This window comes from Flavobacterium columnare, assembly GCF_014844295.1.
Classification (GTDB): domain Bacteria; phylum Bacteroidota; class Bacteroidia; order Flavobacteriales; family Flavobacteriaceae; genus Flavobacterium; species Flavobacterium columnare.
Window position 1 is genome coordinate 2,438,829 of sequence record NZ_CP054494.1, and the last position, 17,825, is coordinate 2,456,653.

Here is a 17,825-nt window from a genome sequence, read left to right on the forward strand (position 1 = left end):
CAACCCCATTTTTGATTATTTATGTTCAAAAACGGGGTTTATTTAAGAATAAGTTTGTTATTTTTTTAAAAAAAACAAAAGTGTCTTTTTGTAGTTATTTATATAACAATTTTTCTTCCTGTTCCAGGAGCTATGTTTTTTTGATCGTCTATATAAAAATCAATACGCCCCAAATTAATACCATAGGCCCCTACTTGATTAATTAGAACTTCTTTGTCATCTAAATTTCTTTCAATTACAGGTTTATCTAAGAAAGTATGCGTATGACCTCCAATAATTAGATCAATATTCTTGGTTTTTTTTGCTAAGTTGATATCTGAAATTCTTTCTGGTTCATTTTTATACTCAAAACCTAAATGGGATAAACAAATGATTAAATCACATTTTTCAACCTCTTTTAGTTTTTTTGTTATATCATTTGCAATTTCTACTGGATCTAGATATTTAGTTTCTTTATAATATCTAGGATCTACCAAGCCATATAGTTCTACTCCTAAACCAAATATTCCTATTTTAATTCCTGCTTTTTCAAAAATTTTATAAGGTTTGATATGGGTATCTAAGATAGTATTTTTAAAATCATAATTAGCACAAACAAACTCAAAAGAAGCGTTAGGTAATTGCCCATACAATCCTGTAATACCATTGTCGAAGTCATGATTACCTATTGTAGCAAGGTCATATTTCATCATGCTCATAACTTTAAATTCAATCTCCCCGCCGTAGTAGTTAAAATAGGGGGTGCCTTGAAAGATATCGCCCGCATCTAGTAGCAGTACGTTGTCTTCTTCTTTTCGAATTTGACTAATAAGTGCTGCTCTTCTAGCAACACCTCCTAAGTTAGGGTTTTTAGGATGTCCTTCTGGGAAAGGATCTATTTGACTATGTGTGTCATTAGTATGTAAAATGGTAAGTTTTCGTAAAGAACCAGCTGTATTAAAGCTACTTAAAGATAAACCTCCTAGTCCTAATAAAGCAGAACTAGCAACCGTATTTTTTAAAAAATCTCTTCTTTTCATAATCTCTTTTCTTTAAGTGTTATTCTTGAGTAACTTTAGTAATTTGTGGAACTTTTACAATATCTACTGAATCAAAATAGTCAATTAGCATATCTCTTAATTTATAATCAATAGATATTTTACGAGTAGCTTTTAAGAAAAACTCCATTCGATCACCTCCACTAGCTAAATAGTCATTAGCTGCTACGTAATAAGTTTTTTCTAAGTCTAGATCATTTTTACCTATTTTAATATCTTTAGGTTTATTGTCAGAGCTTATAGTGAAACTCATCCCAGCAAAAGGATGTGGTTTCTTTTCCTTAATAAAGAAGTTGATAAAGTCTAAAATGACATCTCCTTTTACTTCTAAAATCATAGCTGCATTTTCAAAAGGCATTACTTCAAATGCGTTTCTAGCAGTAACATTACCTAATGGAATGACAGTTCGTATTCCTCCACTATTTAATACCGAAATATCAGCTACTTTATTTTCTCTTTCTTTTAGTACTTGACTACTTCTTTCTAAAATAATTTCAGCAAATAAATCACCAATATTACTTTGGAATTTTGTTCCTTTTGTTTTGTCAAGTAACTGAGGATTGTAAGCTAAAACTTTGTCTAGATCTTTGTTTATTTGTTGTCTGTAAGGAGCTATTAAGGTTTCATATTCCTGAATGCTACCTACGCTAGCTTCTACCTTAATTTGTTTGCCATGAATTTCTTTTACTACATTTTGTGCATTTGTAGTAAAGCTAAACGTTATTAACGTTAAAATTAAACCAAAATGTTTCATTTATTCCTACTCTTTTTTATACTTTTACCTAGCATTTAAGATGCTGAGTAAAGCTTGTTAACATTAATTCGTTTCAAAAGAAACAAGGCGACAAAAATAATATGTTTATAAACTATATAAAAGGATTATCGTTAAAAAAAAAATTAAATTCTACTTTACAACCTGTAAAAGAGGCTCCGTTAGTTACTTCCATTAAAAGAGTAGGGATTTTATTAGATGAGTCATATTCTTTTAAAGAACAAGAATTGATAAATGAATTAATAAATAAGGGTTTTAAACGTGATAATATTAAGGTTTTAGTTTATAGAGACAAACTAGAGAAGAGTCTACATTTAACTTTTCCAACTTTTTCTTTTAAAGATATTAATTGGAAGGGAGAGTTTTCGGTTCCGTTTGTTAATGAGTTTATGTATACCCCTTTTGATCTATTAATAAGTTATTATGATGTCGAAAAGGCACCTTTGTTATTAGTTACACATAACTCGAAAGCATTATTTAAGGTAGGGTTTTCCTCAGTAGATAAAAGACTAAATCATTTGATAATAAATACAAATGCTCAAAATTTTAAAATTTTTGTGCAAGAATTGGTTAAATATTTGAAAATTTTAAATAGGATATAATAAAATGAAATCATTCATAGGTACGGGTGTAGCTTTAGTGACGCCTTTTAAAAAAGATTTTTCAGTAGATGTTGAAGCGTTAGCAAAAATTGTCAATTATGTTATTGATGGAGGAGTAGAATATTTAGTAATATTAGGTACTACAGCAGAATCAGCTACTTTGTCATCAGAAGAAAAAGAACTTGTAATAAATACAATCGTTACAACTAACGCGGGTAGATTGCCATTGGTTTTAGGAGTAGGGGGGAATGATACATTAAAAGTGGTAGAAGAATTAAAAACTCGTGATTTATCACCTTTTAAAGCTATTTTGTCGGTTTCCCCTTATTATAATAAACCTACACAAGAAGGAATTTTTCAACATTTTAAAATGATAGCAGATGCTTCACCTCTTCCTGTTATTTTATATAATGTACCAGGTAGGACTTCAAGTAATATGTTGCCAACTACAGTTTTACGTATTGCTAACGAATGTAAAAATGTAATAGGAATAAAAGAAGCAGCAGGAGATATCGTACAAGCTATGAAATTAATTCAGTTGTTACCTAAGCATTTTTTAGTTATATCGGGAGATGATATGATAACATTGCCTATGGTACTAGCAGGAGGGGCAGGGGTTATTTCTGTAATAGGTGAAGGTTTTCCAAAAGAATTCTCAGAAATGGTGCGTCTAGGATTAAAACGCAACGTAGATGAAGCTTACGCATTGCATTATACATTAATGGATAGCATAGATATGATTTTTGAACAAGGAAATCCGGCAGGAATTAAAGAAGTATTTAAAACGCTAGGATTATCCAAAAATACATTACGTTTGCCTTTAGTGAATGTAAATGAAGATTTGGCTAATCGTTTAGAATCATTTACAAAACAAATGACTAAATAGCAGAAAAATAAAGTTTTGAAGTAAAAAATTAATAATTAACTTTGCACTCTGACTTTTAGGGAGTGTTTGTAGTATTCTAATAAGTCTTTGAAAAAAGTTGGTAAATTTTTATGAATAAATATATAGGAGGTATTTTATCTACAATGTTGTTAGCTTCTTGTAGTGAGTATCAAAAAGCATTGAAATCAGAGGATCCGGCTGTTAAGTTAACAGCCGCGACACATAAATACGAACAAGAAAAATATACAAAAGCTATTCGTCTTTTTGAACAAATAGCTCCTGTGTATAGAGGTAAAGCAGACGCTGAAAATTTGTATTACATGTTTGCTAAATCATATTTTGTAACAGAACAATATTATTTAGCGGGGTATCAGTTTGAAAGTTTTAACGCTTTATACCCTAAAAGTAAGAATGCAGAAGAAGCAGCCTTTTTAGGAGCTAAGTCTTACTCAGAGTTATCGCCTGTTTATTCGTTAGATCAAACAGATACAGAAAAAGCCATTTCAAAAATGCAAGAATTTATTAACAAGTATCCTAATTCAACAAGTCTTTCAGAAGCTAATAAAATTGTTTTAGGACTACAACAAAAGTTAGAAAAAAAAGCATTTGAAATAGCCAAACAATACAATACCATTTCAGATTATAAAGCAGCTTTAAAAGCATTGGATAATTTTTTAATTGATTATCCAGGAACAGTTTATAAGGAAAAAGCTTTGTTTTACAAACTAGATTCAGCCTATAAATTGGCTATAAATAGTGTTACTACTAAAATGGAAGAACGTTTAAAAGAGGCTCGTTTGGCGTATAATGGATTAATGAAGTTTAAAGCTGATTCAAGTTTTAAAAAAGAGGCGGATCAAATGTTGGTTCGTATAGAAAAAGATTTACAACAATTTCAAAAATAGGATATTAGAATGGATTTAAAAAAGACAACAGCTCCAGTTAACACGGTTACTTATAATAAAAACAAAATTGAAGAACCAACCGGAAATATCTATGAAGCTATTACAATTATGGCAAGAAGAGCTAATCAAATTAATTCTGAGATCAAAAAAGAATTAATAGAAAAATTAGACGAGTTTGCTACCTATAATGATAGTCTTGAAGAAATTTTTGAAAACAAAGAGCAAATTGAAGTTTCTAAATTTTACGAAAGATTACCAAAACCTCATGCTTTAGCAGTACAAGAGTGGTTAGAAGGAAAAATCTATCATAAGAATACTAAATAATATAGGCTTAATAACATGTCGGTTTTAAGTGGTAAAAAAATAATACTAGGTGTAACTGGTGGAATTGCCGCTTATAAGTCGGCTTCATTAGTAAGGCTTTTAATAAAAGCAGGTGCTCAGGTTCAAGTAATCATGACACCTGCTTCTCTTGATTTTGTTACTCCGTTAACGCTTTCAACATTATCCAAAAATCCAGTTTATACTCATTTTTTTAACGAAGAGGATGCTGCTGCCTTATGGAATAACCATGTTGAATTAGGGCTTTGGGCTGATTTTATGATCATTGCACCTGCTACTGCTAATACAATGTCTAAAATGGTAAATGGAAATTGCGACAATCTTTTGTTAGCAACCTATTTATCCGCCAAATGTCCCGTTTATTTCGCACCAGCAATGGATTTAGATATGTACAAACACCCTTCAACCTTAGCTAGTTTTGCTGCTTTAAAACGCTTTGGTAATATTATGATACCAGCTGAAAACGGTGAATTAGCAAGCGGTCTGTCTGGTGAAGGACGTATGGCTGAACCTGAAAATATTGTTTTTTTTATTGAAAAAGACTTAGAAAGCAAACTGCCCCTAAAAGGAAAAAAAATATTAATTACTGCTGGTCCCACTTATGAAGCTATAGATCCTGTTCGATTTATAAGCAATCATTCTACAGGTAAAATGGGATTTGATATAGCTGATGCAGCTGCTGGTTTAGGAGCTGAAGTAATTTTGATCACAGGGCCAACTCATCTTCAAACTAAAAACAAAACAATTCAAATAAAACGAGTACGTTCAGCAGAAGATATGTATAATGCTTGCCATGAGGTTTATAATAGTGTAGATGTAGCTATTGCAGCAGCAGCAGTAGCAGACTATAAACCTAAAAAAATAGCCTCCCAAAAAATAAAAAAGAACGATCCAACGTTTGTAATTGAATTAGAAAAAACAAAAGATGTTCTAGCTTCTTTAGGAGCAATTAAAAATAATCAGTTTTTGATTGGTTTTGCTTTAGAAACAGAAAATGAAATTGAATACGCAAAACAAAAAATTCAGAAAAAGAACCTAGATTTAATTGTTTTGAACTCATTAAACGATACAGGAGCCGGTTTTGGACAACCTACCAATAAAGTTACTTTTATTGATAAAAAATTTAATATAGAACCTCAGGAACTAAAATCAAAAGAAGCAGTAGCTATGGATATAGTAAATAAAATTGTGAATCATTATGCGTAAATTTTTAATCTTATTTATCTGTCTCCTCTCCGGTAGTAGCTATTATGCACAAGAGTTGAATTGTACGGTAGAAATTAATACCAACCAAGTTTCAGGAACAAATCAACAAATATTTAAAACGTTAAAAAAAACACTTACAGAGTTCATAAATAATACAAAATGGACAGATAAATCATATAAGGCAAATGAAAAAATAAACAGTTCATTTTTCTTTAATATCACTTCTTTTGATAATATAAATCAATTTACGGCCAGTTTGCAAGTTACAGCCACGCGCCCTGTATACAATGCAACCTATACAACGCCTATTTTAAATATCAACGATAAAGAATTAAAATTTACTTATAACGAATTTCAAAACTTAGTATTCAATCCCAATACTTATGAATCTAATTTAATTTCTATAGTTGCTTTTTATGCAAACATGATTATTGGAATAGATGCTGATACCTTTGCTTTAGAAGGAGGAACAAAAGCTTTTGAAGTAGCTTCTAGTATTGTAGCACAAGCACAAGTAACACAAGAAAAAGGATGGGCAGCTACTTCACCACAAAATCGTTATTTTTTAGTAAATGATATATTATCTCCTACTTTTGCGTCTTATCGTAAAACAAATTATGAGTACCATTTGAAAGCATTAGACAAGATGGCTGAAAATCCGAAAGAAGGAAAAGAAGCCATGCAAAAAGCCATTTTTAATTTAAAAGAAATTGCCGTATCTCGTCCAAATGCTTATTTGACTCGAATCTTTTTTGATACCAAGTCCGATGAAATTCTAAATGTGTTTTCTGAAGGCCCTAAAATGGAGGTAAATCAATTAGTTGAAACATTAAGTAAATTATCTCCAACGAATATTAGTAAATGGAGTCAGATTAGTTTTTAATTTTGTATCATGCTTATACAATTATCAATTAAAAATTTTGCGTTAATAGAACAATTAGAAATGAATTTTTCTGATCAGTTCTCTATAATCACGGGTGAAACAGGGGCTGGTAAATCCATCCTATTAGGAGCACTCGGATTAGTTTTAGGAAATCGAGCGGATTTAGGATCTCTTAAAGATAAAGAACAAAAATGTGTGATAGAAGCTCATTTTAACTTATCTGCCTATAATCTACAAGATTTTTTTAAACAAAATGATATGGATTTTGAAGAAGTAACCATAATTCGTCGTGAAATTCTTCCTTCTGGTAAGTCAAGAGCATTTGTAAATGATAGTCCTATAAATTTAACCGAATTACAAGAGTTGGGTACTTTTTTGATTGATATTCATTCACAACAGCAAACACGTGAATTAACAGAAGAATCATATCAAATAGAAATTTTAGATGCTATAGCTTCTAATGGAACCGTATTAAACACCTATCAAAAAAATCTAAAACAGTACAAATCACTTCAAGGATCATTAAAGAAAATTTTATCAGAAAAAGAATCTTTAGCTAAAGAAGCAGATTATAATAGTTTTTTGCTACAAGAATTAGTTAATGCTAATCTCAAAGAAGGAGAACAGCAAGAATTAGAAGATATTTTTGAAAAATTAAACAATATTGAAATAATAAAAGAAAATCTTGATAAATCTATTGCATTAAATAATGAAGAGCAAATAGGGATTTTACAAAATGTAAAAGAAGTAAAAAACGCACTTCAAAAAATAGGAAATTTTTCTCAAGAATACCAAGCTTTGTTTGAAAGAATAACAAGTGTCTTGATAGAAATGGATGATTTAGTAAGCGATTTAGAAAATCAAAGAGAAAAACTTTTTAGTGATCCTGAAAAGTTAGAATGGGTAAGTCAAAAACTACAACTTATTTATAATCTCCAAAAAAAGCACCAAGTAACTACTGTAGAAGAATTAATTCAAATTCAAAAAGATTTAGATGCAAAAGTTGTATTTGCAGGAGATCTTGATGAACAAATAGAAAAACTACAATCCGAAATAAATACAATACAAGAAAAGTTAGTAGAATTAACCACAACTATTTCTAAAAAGCGTAAAGAGGCAGTGCCTACCTTAGTTTCTCAAATAGGAATTATTTTAAATGAATTAGGAATGTCAAATGCCCGTTTTGAATTTGATATAAAAGAGTCAGAAACATTCTTAGCCAACGGAAAAGATGAAATCCAATTATTGTTTTCTGCAAACAAAGGAACTGATTTTGGATTGCTAAAAAAAGTAGCTTCAGGAGGTGAAATGTCACGTATCATGTTAGCTGTAAAAGCGGTTTTAGCAAACTATTCGAAATTGCCAACAATAATTTTTGATGAAATAGATACAGGAGTGTCAGGTGAAGTAGCTCAAAAAATGGCAAACATAATGAAGTTAATGAGTGAAAAAATGCAAGTGTTTGCTATCACACATCTACCCCAAATTGCATCTAAAGGACAGCAACATTATAAAGTTTTTAAATCAGATCGAGCAGATGTTACTGTTTCAGAATTAAAATTACTGTCTCTAGAAGAACGAATAATAGAAATAGCAGAAATGCTATCAGGTAAAAATATTTCAGACTCTGCTATTGCACATGCAAAAGCATTGCTTAACTAATTATTTAAATTAAATTTGCTAATCAAACTAATTGAAAAGAAATGATTATTGAACCGAGAATGAGAGGTTTTATCTGCTTGACAGCACATCCAGAAGGTTGTGCTCAAAGTGTTAAAAACCAAATTAATTACGTAGTATCTAAAGGAAAAATTAATGGACCAAAGAGAGTATTAGTCATTGGAGCTTCTACAGGTTTTGGTTTAGCTTCTAGAATTACAGCTGCTTTTGGTAGTGATGCTTCTACAATTGGGGTTTTCTTTGAAAAAGAACCAGCAGAAGGAAAAACAGCTACTCCAGGATGGTATAATTCCGCTGCTTTTGAACAAGAAGCAAAAAAAGCAAGTTTGTATGCTAAAAGTATTAATGGTGATGCTTTTTCAAAAGAAATTAAGCAAAAAACGATTGAAATGATAAAAACGGACCTGGGTCAGGTCGATCTTGTTGTATATAGTTTAGCTTCACCAGTACGTATGCACCCAGATACAGGAGTGTTACATCGTTCCGTATTAAAACCTATAGGTCAGGTTTTTAGCGATAAAACAGTTGATTTTCATACAGGAGTAGTATCAGAAGTTTCTATCCAACCTGCTGTACAAGAAGATATAGACAATACAGTAGTCGTAATGGGAGGTGAAGATTGGACAATGTGGATGGATGCTATGATGGATGCAGGGGTGTTAGCTGAAGGTGCTACTACTGTTGCTTATTCGTATATTGGCCCAGAAGTCACAGAAGCTGTATATAGAAAAGGAACTATTGGTCGTGCCAAGGACCACCTTGAAGCAACAGCCTTTGAAATAGATGAAAAATTAAAGAATATTAACGGACGCGCCTTTGTATCTGTAAATAAAGCTTTGGTTACACAAGCCAGTTCCGCAATTCCTGTGATTCCATTGTATATATCATTATTATATAAAACAATGAAAACAAAAGGAATACACGAAGGCTGTATTGAACAAATGCAACGTTTGTTTTCAGAATGTTTATATACTGGAGCAGCAGTACCAGTAGATGAAAAAGGGCGTATTCGTGTAGATGATTGGGAAATGCGCGCAGATGTTCAAGAAGCTGTTAAAACTTTATGGGAACAAGCAAGTACAGAAACTTTAAAAGAAATAGGAGATTTAGCAGGTTACAAGAGTGACTTTTTGAATTTATTTGGTTTTGGTTTTGAAGGTGTTGATTATTTAGCTGATACAAACGAAAGGGTTGTTATTGAAAGTATTGGGTAATAAAAGACCAAAGGGTATAGATGTAAGATAAGGCTGTTCTAAAAACAGCCTTATCTTTTAGATTAGATAGGCATCTGTTAATAAAACACCTCTCAGAAAAATAATATTTTTGAGAGGTGTTATTTATATAATATCCTGGACCCCTAATTTAAATTACCTAGTAATAATAGAAACTAACTCAGAATATCTATCAAAAAAGATTTCATATTCGCTAAAGAAAGCAAACCAATCCATTAAGATTTAATGATTTTTGTTGTTTTAGTTTGTTTTCCTGAATTTATTTTTAAAAAATAAACTCCCGCTTTTAGATTAGATAAATCTAAATTATGTTCAATGCTAGTAATGTTTCTACTGTAAATTTCTTCTCCAAAAAGATTAAATAAAGAAATGCTTTTCATTTGTGATTGAGAAGATATTTTTAAATGATCAATAACAGGATTTGGGTATAATTGAAACAAATCGGTACTAAAAATGTCGGTACTCAGAGTTCCGTAAGTGTTATTTATAACATCATCTACTTTTATACCTCCTTTTAGATCAGTTACTTTAAACGCTAAATAAATATCTTGCCCTATATAGGGTCTTAAATCTATCGTTTTAAACTTCCATTGATACTCAATGTTTTCATTGTTAACTAATACATTGGATTGATTATTTAAATCCTCTTCAGTAGGATTATTTGTGGATAGCTTAAGTAGACTGTATTTTTCGCTATCAGGAATGAATACCGTACTTATCCAATAACTCAATTGATCATTTACAGCTTGTGTTACAGAAATTTTAGGAGTAATTAAATAATCATCGTTAAGACCAGAGCTTTTTCCTTTTACTATCATAGCGCAATTTTTGCCAGTTCTAGGAAAGTAATTATCATTAGCATAAAGCCCCCAACTCGATTCATTATCTTTATTGTTTAAAACTTTCCACCCGTTAACTTCTAACTGTATAGTATTTGGCAAATTTTCAAAATTTTGATTGAACTGAGCATTGATACTTAAGCATCCTAAAAAAAACATAATAATCTTCTTCATTTTTTAAACTATTTTAATTATCGTGTAAAGGTAAAAGATGGTTTTATTAAAATAAAATAGAAGTTTGATTTTTTTAAAAGTGTTTTATATATAAAACTACGGCTATCGATCTCTATAATAAAATCTATAAATAAAGTACTTTTGGAGTTATTAGTTTGCTTGTTTAATGTTAAAAATAAAAAATATTCAATAGAACTAAATTGTTAGATGTCTTTCATTAGAGTAGTAAAAAACTTCTTAGAGCAATCAAAAGAAGGAGGATTTATGATAAATTGTAATTTTGGAATATTCTAGCGAAAAAAAGCGTGAAAATAAGGTAAAAAAGCATTTATTTTTCATGACTTTTTTTGTTAAAAATGTAACTTTGTCAAAAAAATAAGAAGAATGAATTTTTCTTTTGTTATCCCTGTTTATAATAGACCTGATGAAATAGATGAATTATTAGAAAGTTTAACCAAACAAACTTATAATAAGCCTTTTGAAATTATTATTGTTGAAGATGGTTCAACAGTACCTTGTGAGCATATAATAGATAAATATAGAACCAAGTTAAACTTAACATATTATCTAAAATATAATTCAGGCCCAGGCGATTCTCGTAATTTTGGAATGCAATATGCAAAAGGGGATTATTATATTATTTTAGATTCCGATTGCATACTTCCATCGCAATATCTGTTGGAAGTTGAAAAATCCTTGTCAGAAAAATATGTAGACTGTTTTGGAGGCCCCGATGATATGTTAGCCAGTTTTACACCTATCCAAAAGGCTATTAATTTTGCAATGACTTCTGTACTTACTACAGGAGGTATAAGAGGAGCTAGCGAAAAAATAGGAAAATTTCAACCTAGAAGTTTTAATATGGGAATTTCCAGAAAAGCATTTGAAGCATCAAAAGGATTTTCTAATATTCACCCAGGTGAAGACCCTGATTTGTCTATTCGTTTGTGGGAAATGGGATTTGAAACAAAATTAATTTCTAATGCTTTTGTATATCATAAACGAAGAATTGATTGGGAAAAATTTTATATTCAAGTTAATAAATTTGGAAAGGTCAGACCTATTTTAAATAAATGGTATCCTGAGTATGCTAAGCCAACATTCTTTTTACCGTCTTTATTTGTCGTAGGATTTTTTCTTGGGATATTCTTAAGTTTCTTATTTTTGTTTGACTGGTTGTTAAAACTATATTTCTTATACACTGTTTTGGTAATGACAGTTTCAACATATAAGAATAAGAATTTTAAAGTAGGTTTGTATTCTATCGTTGCTGTTTGGAGACAGTTTTTTGGGTACGGTATGGGGTTTATAGAATCATATTATAAAATAAATATCTTAAAAAAATCACCAGAAGAAGCTTTTCCAGAATTATTTTTCAAAGTTTGATGACTAAAATTATTGGTTTAACAGGAGGAATAGGCAGTGGAAAAACGACAATAGCTCGTTTATTTCAAGAGAATCGAGTGCCTGTTTATATAGCTGATGAGGAAGCTCGAAAAATAATGGAGTTGCCCGAAACGATTCATCAAGTAGTGCAGCTATTCGGTAATAAAGTATTAATAGAAGGAAAAATAGATCGAAAACAATTAGCCCAAATTGTTTTTAATGATCCTTCAAAACTAAAAAAACTGAATGAATTAATACATCCGTTAGTAGCTAAAGATTTTAAAACATGGTTGCAATTTCATCATTCATATCCTTTTATCATAAAAGAGTCAGCTATACTTTTTGAAAGTGGAAGCTATAAGGATTGTGATAAAATAATTGTAGTTACTGCTTCAGAAGAAATGCGTGTTAAAAGAGTCATGAAACGCGATCAGTTGACTAAAGAAGCAGTTTTAGAACGTATGAAAAATCAATCATCGGATAAAGAAAAAATCCTTAAAAGTGATTTTGTTATAAAAAATGAAAATTTAGAAGAAACCCGAAAACAATTGGAGGATATTCTTAAAATTTTATCAAATTTTTATTAAAATTCTTTGTTGTTAATGTTTGGTTAATTTTTTTAACAGTTAAATGTTAAAATATTATATTTGTTTCAATGAATAAGAATTGGTTTCGTTTTGTCGTAGTCTTAATGTCTATCGCTCTACTAGGAATTGTGGCTGTGCAAGGATATTTGATAAATGTTTCCTTTAAAAATAAGGAAGAACAGTTTAAATACCAAGTTAAACAAGTAATTGATAATGTAGCTAGAGAAGTAGAAGAGCAGGAAGCCTATTCTTTTTTAAGTCGATTTAGTAAGATAAAAGATAGTATAGGTAAAGATCCAGAACGAAGTGAATTAATGAAGTTTTTTTATGTAGAAAAAAACGAATTAACAAATCAAACGATTATTTATTCAAACAGTATAATTCCTGAGGATTATTCCGTATCTTCCTCGTTCTTTGATAAAAATAATGACTCTACCCGCATCAAAAATTATGTAGCAAAACGAGTAACAGAAGTATATAACGAAACTACCCTAAACGATCAGAATATGACTTCCACAGTTCAACCTTCTGAACGAATAGAAAAAGCGGGAGTCGTAGAGATCTTAGATAAAGCAACTTTTGAACTAAATTTTAAAGACATAGCGTCAACTAGACAAGTTTCACAAAGAGTTAGTGTAGAACAATTACAGATTTTATTTGCAAATGAACTAAAAGCATTAGGAATAAATACTCCTTTTGAATTTGGAGTTTATAATAATGGTTTAGCTACTAAAGTAAAATCAGAGCACTTTAAATATGATAAAAAAAACACCTACGATACGCCTCTTTTTACAGATAACGACGGAATTAGTAGATATCAATTGTTATTAAGTTTCCCTAAAAAGAAAGTGTTTTTAGCTTCTGATTTTGTTGGAATCGCATTTTTAGCTTTCTTGTTTACATCTATTATCATCGTAGCTTATTATAGTGCTTTAAAACAATTAAATACCCAACGTCATATTTCTGAAATCAAGACGGATTTTATTAATAATATGACTCACGAATTTAAAACGCCTATTGCAACAATTAATTTAGCTTTAGATGCTATTCGAAACCCTAAAGTGATTGATGATAAAGAAAAAGTGCAACGTTATTTACAAATGATCAAAGACGAAAATAAGAGAATGCATGCACAAGTAGAAAATGTCTTAAGGATTTCAAAATTAGAAAGAAAAGAATTAGATATAACAAAAGAATGTCACGATGTACACGATATGTTAGAAGAGGCAATTGAACACGTTAGTTTAATAGTGGAAGATCGTCAAGGTGAAATGAAAACAAATTTCAAAGCCTTAAAATCAAAAGCTCTACTGAATGACATTCATTTTACTAATGTTTTGGTAAATGTTCTAGAAAATGCGGTCAAGTATACACCGGAAAGACCCATGATAGAAATAAGTACAGAAAATATCAAAAATTTTATTGTCGTAAAAATAAAAGATAATGGAATTGGAATAGGTAAAGTGGCACAAAAAAAGATTTTTGATAAGTTTTATAGAGAACACACAGGTGATATTCATAATGTTAAAGGACATGGATTGGGATTAGCCTATGTAAAAAGAATTATGGATGATCATCACGGAGAAGTGATGGTAGAAAGTGAAAAAGGTAAAGGAAGTACATTTATAATAAAATTACCCTTAATAGTTTGATTATGGAAATGGTAAAAAAAATATTATTAGTAGAAGATGATCCTAATTTTGGCTCAATTCTTCGAGACTATTTAAGCATGAATGATTTTGAAGTAACATTAGCTAAAAACGGAATGGAAGGCTTCGAGAAATTTAAAAAAGACGAATATGATTTATGTATTTTAGACGTCATGATGCCTTATAAAGATGGCTTTACATTAGCAAAAGAAATAAGAGAAAAAAATAAAGAAGTCCCTCTTATTTTCCTTACTGCAAAAACCATGAAAGAGGATGTCTTAAAAGGATACAAAGTAGGAGCAGACGATTATTTAAACAAACCTTTTGATTCAGAAGTGTTGTTGATGAAAATACGAGCCATTATTCAGCGAAAAACTTCTGAAATAAAAGGAGATACTAGCAAATATGAATTTGAAATAGGTAAGTTTCATTTAAATGCTAAGTTACGCTTCTTAACTTATCCAGGAGAAGAGCCCGTAAAACTTTCTCCAAAAGAAAATGAACTACTAAAAATGTTAGCATTGCACGAAAATGATTTAATGCCACGTGAGTTAGCTTTAACTAAAATCTGGAGAGATGATAATTACTTCACTTCTCGTAGCATGGATGTTTATATTGCCAAGTTGCGTAAATATCTTAAACACGACGAAAACGTCGAAATACTTAATATTCATGGAGAAGGGTTTCGATTAGTTGTAAAGAATAACTAAAAAGACAATGTAGTAAAAATAGCACCTAAAAAATGTTATTAAGCCCAATGAAATAAGTAGATAAAGAGAAGTATATTGAAACTACTTTCAATATACTTCTTTATTTGTGAAAAAAATAAAAAAGTGTCCTAAGTGTGGCTCAAGTTACACTATAAACATTACAAGTCGTAAGGGAATTAAAAAACAAATGACACTTTCTTAGAGGAGCTCACAAGACGTTTTGTCTTGCATATACTCCCCAAAAACTTTTTCAAAATAAAGTAATACGGGGATTTTACCCATAAGTGAAGGAAATCACGCTAAAAACCACCTAAAGTAGACTTCAAAAAAAGAGGCGTTAAATGCCTCTTGTATATTCTTAAATTTTTACTTCGATATTCCCATAATGGATGGAATCTCAACGGTTCCGTTCAACAGAGGTTTCATTGTTGGCTCTTCGAGCCCAACGAAACCTTAGCTGTTATATGCCGCCTTTCTTGTCATTCTATGTGTTTTGTATAAAATAGCAAGCAACTTTTGATGTCGGTTCAAAGAATACAAATAAGTCACCGTCACCCCAAAAGTTCAGTTCTTCGTAATAGTGTCTATACCACTCATCTTTAGGATCAACGTTTGTTCGTTTTACAGTTACCCCACCATTTAATTGGCAAAGGAATTTCATTCTCTTTCCTGATTTTGGACACATTGGAATGCCGGGATATTGTATCCAATTTGGTAATCCTGAATGTCCAGTTCCTGAAAACTCTTCTTCCTCGACAAAGGAAAATTTCATTTCATTAAACACTATTTCAGAGTTTTGATTAAGGTCGTCATCGTATGATGTGTCAGCTTTCTCAACTTCATCTCTATTGATTATAGTAGGTTTGTTTGGATTTGAATAATCTAAGAATACGTTTCCAATGTTTAAATAAATTGGACAAGTCAAATGAACTTTAAATGGCAACCAACTAAGATTTTTGTCCCTATTGTCAATGAACCCCATATATTGAAAGGGAACAACACAATTATTGTCTGGTAATTGAAAGTCGTTTGGGATTTCTCCCCCAAGTTGGTGTAGTCCATTTTTGTCTTCAACTAACTGCAATATTCTATTTTCTTCAAACTCTTTATATTCCAGTCCTATTTCGTCTGCTTTGAGCTCTCTGTCCTTTCTGTTTCCTTCTTCATAGTCATAAGCTCTTATTAGTTTGTCATTTTCAAAAACTAACTCAATTCCACTATAAAGTGTATCGACTGTTCTCTTGTTTGTAATTTGAGTCGCAATGAAATTGTCACATTGTTGGTCTCCGTTCAAATGAACTTCCCAACCCGCAAGAAAAACACTTTTTGTCTTTCCGTTTTGTCTATTGAATAGGTTTTTAAACATAATTCTTTGTTTTACCGTCTGTCGTCATAAGGTGGCATATAACGTCCCGCTGGCTTCAAGAAGTGGCGAACTTCGGGACGATAAATTTTCCACTAAGATATAATTTAATAGCGAAAAACAAATATGAATTTACTAATATTCTCGCCATTTTGTGAAACCGCTGTTAGCTGTTCGTTGCTTCTTTTAGGTTAGTTCTTTTAACAACTTTCTTGCTTTGTTTATGTCGGTTTCGGTTCTAATTTCTACAAAATATTTTGTTTGCCAATTTTGAGTTTTCTGTGCTTGTTTACTTTCTGTTACGCTCCAAGTAGGATAAACTCTTATTCCACGTTTTCCTTGTCCACTTTTCCTTGTCAGAATTTTGTTTTCACTTAAAATTGTTTTGTCAAAGATGAAAACTCCAAATTTTTCTTCTTGTCGAGTTGCTATTATATAAAATTCAAATTCGTCGTCGATATTATACGGTTCAGTTATTTTGTTTTCGTTTCGTTTCCAGATTGTTACAAATTGCCCCGTTTTAGTCGGTGTAATTTTCGCCATTCTGAATTTTGCTTTTTGTTTATTCAGCTCAAAATTATGTGCGAAATATTCTTGGCTTTCTATTTCGGTTTCTACATTTTCAAGTACTATTCCGCAAACCTGAAAAATACGATTATTTATAAGTTCAATTTCGGAAAATATTTTGCTGGAATTTGTCAATTTTTGGCTTAATTAATTTTCTGTGAGTTCAGTTTTTCTGCGTTGCACCGCAATGACAGCTAACGTCAGTCTGTGAAAAAACTCAGAAACCTCACCAAATATAGCTAAAATAGTTTGTTAAAAAAGAGGAATTTTCGTATTTTTAAAAATGCAGCACATCCAAGGGATTTCCCGTAATCAGTTACCTGTATCGAGTTTAGAAGACAAAATTACTTCTGATAATCCTGTTCGATTCATAGATGCTTTTATTGAACACATAGACCTTCAAAAAGTAGGATTTACAGCAGTGATTTTAAAAAAGAAGGTCGTCCAAGTTTCAATATCCAAGTGTTTCTTAAAATCTATTTATACGGTTATTTGAATGGTATTCGCAGCTCCAAAAAACTAGAAAAAGAATGCATTCGTAACATAGAAATGCAGTGGTTACTGGAAGATATTCGTCCTAATTATCACAGTATTTCTGATTTTAGAAAAGACAATCCCAAAGCATTGAAGCAACTCTTTAAACTGTTTGTTTCTTTTTTGAAAGATGCCGATGGGGATACAATCATACCAATTTAATAGGACTTGAAAAAGTAAACGGAGAACATAGCTTGATTATGCTAGTGTACAACATCAAGCGTACCATAAATATCCTTGGAGTCCCTGATTTAATAGCAAAAATTAAAGCTTGGAACTCACCTTACAAGACAAAGGACTTGTTTTTGATAAAAACGACTTATTTAAACCTGTTTATAGGCTTTATATTTTTTGAAACACCTCAAAATAAGTTCAAAAATAGCATTGTTTAAAATAAAGTTATGTCAGTTTGGTGGGATGAATTGTATTCAAAAAAGAGTTTTTTTCACAGCCTGACGTCCCGGCGCTTGG

The 17,825-nt window shown here is 30.9% G+C and carries 17 protein-coding genes and 1 pseudogene; 13 read left to right on the top strand and 5 right to left on the bottom strand.

Translation table 11 applies throughout. The annotated features are described in order from the left end of the window. Positions 1-98 precede the first annotated feature (98 nt). Positions 99-1,019 carry a bifunctional metallophosphatase/5'-nucleotidase gene (locus HUE53_RS10600; RefSeq protein ID WP_014165518.1) on the bottom strand — a complete coding sequence of 307 codons (921 nt, stop codon included), beginning with the start codon at positions 1,017-1,019 and terminating at the stop codon, positions 99-101. A 19-nt stretch (positions 1,020-1,038) separates the two neighbouring features. Further along, on the bottom strand, positions 1,039-1,791 hold the full coding sequence (locus HUE53_RS10605) for a 5'-nucleotidase C-terminal domain-containing protein (protein ID WP_014165517.1): 753 nt from the start codon (positions 1,789-1,791) through the stop codon (positions 1,039-1,041). A gap of 101 nt (positions 1,792-1,892) precedes the next feature. Between HUE53_RS10605 and HUE53_RS10610 the strand changes: the two genes are divergently transcribed. The 8 genes from HUE53_RS10610 to fabV all read left to right on the top strand — a co-directional run bounded on the left by HUE53_RS10610 (position 1,893) and on the right by fabV (position 9,527). Next, complete coding sequence (locus HUE53_RS10610; RefSeq protein WP_014165516.1) at positions 1,893-2,411, top strand: DUF6913 domain-containing protein; 519 nt, start codon at positions 1,893-1,895, stop codon at positions 2,409-2,411. Positions 2,412-2,415: 4 nt separating this feature from the next. After that, on the top strand, positions 2,416-3,297 hold the full coding sequence (gene dapA, locus HUE53_RS10615) for a 4-hydroxy-tetrahydrodipicolinate synthase (RefSeq protein ID WP_014165515.1): 882 nt from the start codon (positions 2,416-2,418) through the stop codon (positions 3,295-3,297). A gap of 110 nt (positions 3,298-3,407) precedes the next feature. Continuing rightward, positions 3,408-4,202 carry an outer membrane protein assembly factor BamD gene (locus HUE53_RS10620; RefSeq protein WP_014165514.1) on the top strand — a complete coding sequence of 265 codons (795 nt, stop codon included), beginning with the start codon at positions 3,408-3,410 and terminating at the stop codon, positions 4,200-4,202. 9 nt (positions 4,203-4,211) lie between these two features. After that, complete coding sequence (locus tag HUE53_RS10625; RefSeq protein ID WP_014165513.1) at positions 4,212-4,526, top strand: DNA-directed RNA polymerase subunit omega; 315 nt, start codon at positions 4,212-4,214, stop codon at positions 4,524-4,526. A gap of 15 nt (positions 4,527-4,541) precedes the next feature. Then, positions 4,542-5,750: a bifunctional phosphopantothenoylcysteine decarboxylase/phosphopantothenate--cysteine ligase CoaBC gene (gene coaBC / locus HUE53_RS10630; protein WP_077225086.1), complete on the top strand. Its 1,209-nt coding sequence runs from the start codon at positions 4,542-4,544 to the stop codon at positions 5,748-5,750. After that, the gene (gene porD, locus HUE53_RS10635) at positions 5,743-6,633 is read left to right on the top strand and encodes a type IX secretion system protein PorD (protein ID WP_041253219.1); all 891 of its coding nucleotides are present in this window, start codon (positions 5,743-5,745) and stop codon (positions 6,631-6,633) included. Before coaBC ends, porD begins: the two co-directional genes overlap by 8 nt. Positions 6,634-6,642: 9 nt before the next feature. Then, complete coding sequence (gene recN, locus HUE53_RS10640) at positions 6,643-8,295, top strand: DNA repair protein RecN (protein WP_065213433.1); 1,653 nt, start codon at positions 6,643-6,645, stop codon at positions 8,293-8,295. A 41-nt stretch (positions 8,296-8,336) separates the two neighbouring features. After that, positions 8,337-9,527: an enoyl-ACP reductase FabV gene (gene fabV / locus HUE53_RS10645; RefSeq protein WP_014165509.1), complete on the top strand. Its 1,191-nt coding sequence runs from the start codon at positions 8,337-8,339 to the stop codon at positions 9,525-9,527. Between the two features lie 233 nt (positions 9,528-9,760). Here the strand turns inward: fabV and HUE53_RS10650 are convergent, their stop codons facing one another. Next, positions 9,761-10,558: a T9SS-dependent choice-of-anchor J family protein gene (locus tag HUE53_RS10650; protein WP_041253218.1), complete on the bottom strand. Its 798-nt coding sequence runs from the start codon at positions 10,556-10,558 to the stop codon at positions 9,761-9,763. Between the two features lie 384 nt (positions 10,559-10,942). Between HUE53_RS10650 and HUE53_RS10655 the strand changes: the two genes are divergently transcribed. The 4 genes from HUE53_RS10655 (at position 10,943) to HUE53_RS10670 (ending at position 14,890) form a co-directional block, all read left to right on the top strand. Further along, positions 10,943-11,944 carry a glycosyltransferase gene (locus HUE53_RS10655; RefSeq protein ID WP_014165507.1) on the top strand — a complete coding sequence of 334 codons (1,002 nt, stop codon included), beginning with the start codon at positions 10,943-10,945 and terminating at the stop codon, positions 11,942-11,944. Then, a complete protein-coding gene (coaE, locus tag HUE53_RS10660) occupies positions 11,944-12,531 on the top strand; it encodes a dephospho-CoA kinase (protein ID WP_065213435.1) in 588 nt (195 codons plus the stop codon). Before HUE53_RS10655 ends, coaE begins: the two co-directional genes overlap by 1 nt. Positions 12,532-12,599: 68 nt before the next feature. After that, the gene (locus HUE53_RS10665; RefSeq protein ID WP_041253217.1) at positions 12,600-14,183 is read left to right on the top strand and encodes a sensor histidine kinase; all 1,584 of its coding nucleotides are present in this window, start codon (positions 12,600-12,602) and stop codon (positions 14,181-14,183) included. A 2-nt stretch (positions 14,184-14,185) separates the two neighbouring features. Continuing rightward, complete coding sequence (locus HUE53_RS10670; protein ID WP_014165504.1) at positions 14,186-14,890, top strand: response regulator transcription factor; 705 nt, start codon at positions 14,186-14,188, stop codon at positions 14,888-14,890. A gap of 484 nt (positions 14,891-15,374) precedes the next feature. Here the strand turns inward: HUE53_RS10670 and HUE53_RS10675 are convergent, their stop codons facing one another. Together HUE53_RS10675 and HUE53_RS10680 are read right to left on the bottom strand one after the other, a co-directional pair. Then, entirely contained in the window at positions 15,375-16,256 is an 882-nt protein-coding gene (locus HUE53_RS10675; protein WP_192188471.1) for a hypothetical protein, read from the bottom strand. Between the two features lie 183 nt (positions 16,257-16,439). Beyond that, positions 16,440-16,955: a MepB family protein gene (locus tag HUE53_RS10680; RefSeq protein ID WP_192188472.1), complete on the bottom strand. Its 516-nt coding sequence runs from the start codon at positions 16,953-16,955 to the stop codon at positions 16,440-16,442. A 148-nt stretch (positions 16,956-17,103) separates the two neighbouring features. On the opposite strand from HUE53_RS10680, the pseudogene HUE53_RS14585 reads away from it, so the two are divergent. Beyond that, a pseudogene (locus HUE53_RS14585) lies at positions 17,104-17,504 on the top strand (transposase); the annotation flags it as partial. Positions 17,505-17,825 lie beyond the last annotated feature (321 nt).

Excerpts from the sequence above, each read along its gene's own strand:
- HUE53_RS10600 (WP_014165518.1), bottom strand. The coding sequence starts at position 1,019 with ATGAAAAGAAGAGATTTTTTAAAAAATACGGTTGCTAGTTCTGCTTTA.
- HUE53_RS10605 (WP_014165517.1), bottom strand. The coding sequence starts at position 1,791 with ATGAAACATTTTGGTTTAATTTTAACGTTAATAACGTTTAGCTTTACT.
- HUE53_RS10610 (WP_014165516.1), top strand. The coding sequence starts at position 1,893 with ATGTTTATAAACTATATAAAAGGATTATCGTTAAAAAAAAAATTAAAT.
- dapA (WP_014165515.1), top strand. The coding sequence starts at position 2,416 with ATGAAATCATTCATAGGTACGGGTGTAGCTTTAGTGACGCCTTTTAAA.
- HUE53_RS10620 (WP_014165514.1), top strand. The coding sequence starts at position 3,408 with ATGAATAAATATATAGGAGGTATTTTATCTACAATGTTGTTAGCTTCT.
- HUE53_RS10625 (WP_014165513.1), top strand. The coding sequence starts at position 4,212 with ATGGATTTAAAAAAGACAACAGCTCCAGTTAACACGGTTACTTATAAT.
- coaBC (WP_077225086.1), top strand. The coding sequence starts at position 4,542 with ATGTCGGTTTTAAGTGGTAAAAAAATAATACTAGGTGTAACTGGTGGA.
- porD (WP_041253219.1), top strand. The coding sequence starts at position 5,743 with ATGCGTAAATTTTTAATCTTATTTATCTGTCTCCTCTCCGGTAGTAGC.
- recN (WP_065213433.1), top strand. The coding sequence starts at position 6,643 with ATGCTTATACAATTATCAATTAAAAATTTTGCGTTAATAGAACAATTA.
- fabV (WP_014165509.1), top strand. The coding sequence starts at position 8,337 with ATGATTATTGAACCGAGAATGAGAGGTTTTATCTGCTTGACAGCACAT.
- HUE53_RS10650 (WP_041253218.1), bottom strand. The coding sequence starts at position 10,558 with ATGAAGAAGATTATTATGTTTTTTTTAGGATGCTTAAGTATCAATGCT.
- HUE53_RS10655 (WP_014165507.1), top strand. The coding sequence starts at position 10,943 with ATGAATTTTTCTTTTGTTATCCCTGTTTATAATAGACCTGATGAAATA.
- coaE (WP_065213435.1), top strand. The coding sequence starts at position 11,944 with ATGACTAAAATTATTGGTTTAACAGGAGGAATAGGCAGTGGAAAAACG.
- HUE53_RS10665 (WP_041253217.1), top strand. The coding sequence starts at position 12,600 with ATGAATAAGAATTGGTTTCGTTTTGTCGTAGTCTTAATGTCTATCGCT.
- HUE53_RS10670 (WP_014165504.1), top strand. The coding sequence starts at position 14,186 with ATGGAAATGGTAAAAAAAATATTATTAGTAGAAGATGATCCTAATTTT.
- HUE53_RS10675 (WP_192188471.1), bottom strand. The coding sequence starts at position 16,256 with ATGTTTAAAAACCTATTCAATAGACAAAACGGAAAGACAAAAAGTGTT.